Below are 4,231 nucleotides of genomic sequence, written 5' to 3' on the forward strand. Positions count from 1 at the left end.
ACCACCGCCTCCGACCTTCCACCCGTAAGGAGTCGGCTGATCGATCGTGATGGCGCCGCCGTCGCCGCCGCGTCCGCCGGCGCCCCCGTCGCCGCCGCTGCCGTTGGTTCCAGTGACAGTGGAGTTGCCGCCGGCTCCGCCAGCGCCCCCGTGGCCACCCTGGTCGCCCTGGCCGCCACTCAAGATGCCGCCCAAGTCGTTCCCGCCGGTGCCGCCGTCGCCGCCGTGCCCGCCGGCGCCGCCGTGCCCGCCGAGCGGCAGCCACTGCCTATTGGCGCCCCCGTCCCCGCCGTTACCGCCGGCCCCGCCGTTGAAAGGCCCTGTCGAGGCGGCGGGGCCGGCTGCGCCGTTCCCGCCGCTCCCGCCGGCCCCGCCGTTACCCCCGCCGATCAGCCCATTGGCCCCGCCGGCCCCGCCGTTGCCACCGGCCCCTCCGGGGGTGACGGCGTTGCCGCCGGCCCCGCCGTTACCGCCGTGGCCCCACAGGCCCGCTGACCCGCCGGCCCCACCGGCCGCGCCAGCCCCGCCGGACCCACCGTTGCCGCCGTTACCCAAAATCCATCCGCCATCCCCGCCCTTGCCGCCAGCGACTCCGGGGGTAGTGCTGTTCGCGCCATCGACGCCGTCGCCGATGAGCGGGCGCCCTGACAGCGTCAGGAAGGGCGCATTGATCCCGCCGAGCACCTCGTCTTCCAAGGTCTGCAGCGGTGAGACATTAGCGGCTTCAGCAGCGGCGTACGAGCCCGCGCCCGCGGCCAAGACCCGCACGAATTGGTCCTGAAACGCAGCCGCCTGTGCGCTCAGCGACTGATATTCCTGGCCGTGGGCGGAAAACAGGGCCGCGATCGCCGCCGATACCTCGTCGGCGGCGGCGGGTATGACTGCAGTCGTCCGTGCGGCCGCGACTATGTGGGCGGCGTCGACGTTCAAGCCGATGGCTGCCGAGTCACCTGCCGCGGCCGTCATCATCCCTGGGTCGGCAATCACACAGGACATCTCGCTACCTCCTTGGCCGCCCACTCAGGATGCGGTCTTCCTCGGGGATCGGTATGAGTAGGCGACTACTCTTTCGACAACCGGTGGGCGAAAGCCTTACTCATATCGGTGAGGCTCAGAACGCCACGACCCAGGACGCGAGTACCTCACGGCGCCTTCGTGAGTCGGAAGCTCAAGGCATATGACTGTGGCGGATGGTCGCAGATGCCCCGGTTTTGGACGACTTGGACCGTGCCGGCAAGGGTGTTCGGATCCCACGTGTAGTGGGCGTTCGCCGCGTTGCCTTCAGTGACACCGCCCTTGCACACGATGTCCTCGGTGCTATCAAGCGTCCACTGACCATCCACCAACGTCGCCCGGCCGCTGACGCCGGACGTCGGGCTCGTCATGTCGGCGCACCCGTCACCGCAGGGGGTGAAGTACCAGTTCTCGGTAAAAGTGCGGCCGCCCGAGGGATCGGTGGTGGTCTTGAGGTAGTGGCCGCTCATCGCGGGACCGGCGGACGCGGGAGCGGCCGCCCCGACAGCTACGGCGGCGAAGGTTGCCGCCGTAGCAAGACTTCGGGCGGCCGGTAGATCAGCCCACGACACGCGTTTAGCTTGACACCGCGACGGCCCGCGTGGCGGCCCGATCAGTCGGTTGCTTACCCTCCTTCAATGCAGGGCAGGAAACTCGCGATCGCGGGCGCGGCGATTGTTCTCGCAGGTTGCGGCGGGTCCGGCAAGACGGCAACGACGGTCACGTCCGCGGTGGAAATCACCAAGACAGTCACCGTGACCGCTCCCCCGCCACCGTTCGCCCCCAGGACCGTCATCGAAACCGACGGCACCTATCGGGTCGGCATCGACATCGTGGCGGGCACCTATCGCTCGGGCGGTCCCAGCCCTGAAGGAGGATCCGACTGCTATTGGGCGCGGCTGAGCAGTCTCAATTCCACCCACATCATCGATAGCGACATCGGCACCGGTCCTCAGGTGGTGATGATCGCGCCGACCGACAAAGCGTTCTTGACGCGAAGCTGCCAAACCTGGCACAAGACCGACTGAATTGCCTTCAAAGCGTCGCGACTACGGATTCTCCTCGATGATGCACTGCACAATCGTGGTGGCCGTCTGCTGGTCGAATCCCATCCCCGCTACTTTCTGAGCCTCCGCGGCGGGGGAAACACCAGATTTGAGGTCCTGCTCGATAACTCCAACGCGCTGGAAGTTTTGGGGGTCCGGTTCATTCAGCGGGAGTTGCTTGATGCCGCCCACGCAACGAGTGAAACCGCTGTAATCAGCGTGGGCGGGCGACGCTCCCAGCAGCGCGATAGCCACGCTTACCGCCGCAGCACAATAGGTAACACGCATGCTCGCATCGTATCGCCGCGCATGCCGAAGACAAAGGATTAGGCAAATTGCATTGCAGCGCAACGGCTTAGCGTGTCACGCACGCTCGGCCTTCATATCCATGTCAATGGTGCCCTGGCACGCGCCGCTGAGGATCTCGGTGTGCATGACGCCGGAAAGCGACCCGTCGGGCTGCGGCGTGTAGCGCACGGTGGAATGGGCCGGGTTCCATTGGATGCTGGTGTCGGGCATCATGCAGTCCCATTGAAAATCGCTGACCTGCGTCCAGGACGACCCGTCCCAGGTGAATTGGACCGGTTGCGGAACCGTCGGGTTGCTTGGCGGGGGGCCGCTGACGATGGTGGCGACGCACTTTCCGCTCGAACAGCTCGAGCGGAACCCGTAGGTATCGGTGTGCTGCACCTCGGGGTCACCGACCGCCATGCTGGTCCCGGATTTCGGGCCGACCATGAACGTGATCGCGTAGGTGCCGTTCCACGACGCGGCGTCGGCGGATGCGGCCGGGGCAAACGACAGGGCGATTGCGAGCGGCGCGCCACACAAACCAACTAGTCCGCTCAGACCATTTAAGGTCATCGGCTTCTCCTCTCAGTTCGCGGCAACTGCGGAACTAGAGCGAAGTGCATATACCCCTTCTATACCTTTATTTCACGCCGGAAAAGGGACCGCTTAGCAATGAGCGGCCCAGCACTGCTGCAGCGGGCAATAGGTCGCGTGCGCGATTCTCACCATGGATCCGATCTCCCCGAGCGTGACGTTCCTCGGGTCCAAAGTGGCGTGGATGTTTTGGGCGATCTGGTCGTAGGTCCAACCCCACCCGAGATCGTCGCAGATGAGCCGGCCCATCGCGGTGAGGGCCTCGTCGTGGTCCGGCGGCCAGCTGAAGCCGGCGGCACGCAGTTGCGTGAGGTAGGCGTCGTCAACGGGATCCGCCGTCGCGATCGCCGCGCCGGAGACCAGGGCGGCGCCGGTCACGACGGGAATGGCCAGCGCGGCGAGCCAGCGAAGTGAGGACATTTGATGCGCTCTCTTTCTCCTCGGCGTTGAGGTTGCCGTAGAAGAATAGAGGACAGCCGGGAAAAAGCAGATTATGAAGAGTTGAATAGTCGGCTTTTAAAGCGATTACCTACGCGGCGTGCGGGTGGTGCGACAACGCTTGTGCCGGAGCCTGTTTCGCGTCTAATTGCCCCGCCCACTCCGAGCGAAGCTGGGTCACCGGGGCCGGGTGGACGTCGTGTCGGCCCCAGCGGTGCTCAATTTTGCGGAACATCCACGCGAACGACGCCACCACCGCGACCGCGACGGCCAAGACCGCCACCGCGTCGCCGAAGGCGACCAACAGGATGATGCCGCCGAAGATCCAAAACGCGGCGGCCTCCAGGTCGCGGGTCCCGTGGTGTCCACCGGTCGTGGTCGTGATGTGCCCCATGTCTGCCTCGCTCCGATCCGGGTGGCCGTCTGATGCGACAACCGCCCCGTGCAACACCGGAGCGACGGCAGGGCTGCCCAAATCGGAGGCAAGGTGACCGACGTCACCAAGTCAGGCGACGGCTATTCGTCGGCTTCCTCGTCGTGGTCTTCTTCGACGTCGTCGTCTTCGTCTTCGTAGTCCTCGTCTTCGTCTTCGTCGTCGAAGACATCGAGTTCCAGGTCGAGGGGGTCGTCGCCGAATGGGTCGACCACGTATTGCTGCCAATAGCCCGGCGAGAAGTAGATCTTGTCCGCATGGTCGACGTCGTCGCCGACCTCGACCATCAGGATCCCGTCTTTGATGTCGTAGCTGAATGCGTTGGGGTATTGGACACCGCCGTCGGCGGTTCGGATGTGAACGTCATATGCCACGAGCGGAAGCTTACGGAGGCGGCGGCGGCGGTGGCGGGCCA

The 4,231-nt window shown here is 65.6% G+C and carries 8 protein-coding genes; 1 reads left to right on the forward strand and 7 read right to left on the reverse strand.

The window, feature by feature from the left end; genetic code table 11:
* Both A5712_RS04450 and A5712_RS04455 read right to left on the reverse strand, forming a co-directional pair.
* Positions 1-996 (reverse strand): PE family protein (locus A5712_RS04450; protein ID WP_156766410.1); only part of this gene is annotated, 996 nt, incomplete at its 3' end.
* A gap of 146 nt (positions 997-1,142) precedes the next feature.
* The gene (locus tag A5712_RS04455; RefSeq protein WP_156766411.1) at positions 1,143-1,586 is read right to left on the reverse strand and encodes a hypothetical protein; all 444 of its coding nucleotides are present in this window, start codon (positions 1,584-1,586) and stop codon (positions 1,143-1,145) included.
* 66 nt (positions 1,587-1,652) lie between these two features.
* On the opposite strand from A5712_RS04455, the gene A5712_RS04460 reads away from it, so the two are divergent.
* A complete protein-coding gene (locus A5712_RS04460; RefSeq protein WP_068101890.1) occupies positions 1,653-2,042 on the forward strand; it encodes a hypothetical protein in 390 nt (129 codons plus the stop codon).
* 21 nt (positions 2,043-2,063) lie between these two features.
* On the opposite strand, the gene A5712_RS04465 is transcribed toward A5712_RS04460, so the two are convergent.
* The 5 genes from A5712_RS04465 to A5712_RS04485 all read right to left on the reverse strand — a co-directional run bounded on the left by A5712_RS04465 (position 2,064) and on the right by A5712_RS04485 (position 4,190).
* Positions 2,064-2,348 (reverse strand): hypothetical protein, encoded by a 285-nt coding sequence (locus A5712_RS04465; protein WP_068101892.1) that lies wholly within the window; start codon positions 2,346-2,348, stop codon positions 2,064-2,066.
* Between the two features lie 75 nt (positions 2,349-2,423).
* Positions 2,424-2,924 (reverse strand): hypothetical protein, encoded by a 501-nt coding sequence (locus tag A5712_RS04470; RefSeq protein WP_068101894.1) that lies wholly within the window; start codon positions 2,922-2,924, stop codon positions 2,424-2,426.
* Positions 2,925-3,017: 93 nt separating this feature from the next.
* On the reverse strand, positions 3,018-3,365 hold the full coding sequence (locus A5712_RS04475) for a DUF732 domain-containing protein (RefSeq protein ID WP_068101896.1): 348 nt from the start codon (positions 3,363-3,365) through the stop codon (positions 3,018-3,020).
* A 109-nt stretch (positions 3,366-3,474) separates the two neighbouring features.
* The gene (locus tag A5712_RS04480; RefSeq protein WP_068101898.1) at positions 3,475-3,777 is read right to left on the reverse strand and encodes a hypothetical protein; all 303 of its coding nucleotides are present in this window, start codon (positions 3,775-3,777) and stop codon (positions 3,475-3,477) included.
* 122 nt (positions 3,778-3,899) lie between these two features.
* Positions 3,900-4,190 (reverse strand): hypothetical protein, encoded by a 291-nt coding sequence (locus A5712_RS04485; RefSeq protein ID WP_068101900.1) that lies wholly within the window; start codon positions 4,188-4,190, stop codon positions 3,900-3,902.
* Positions 4,191-4,231 lie beyond the last annotated feature (41 nt).

Origin of the sequence: Mycobacterium sp. E2327 (genome assembly GCF_001672675.1) — a bacterium.
In the GTDB taxonomy this organism is placed as follows: domain Bacteria; phylum Actinomycetota; class Actinomycetes; order Mycobacteriales; family Mycobacteriaceae; genus Mycobacterium.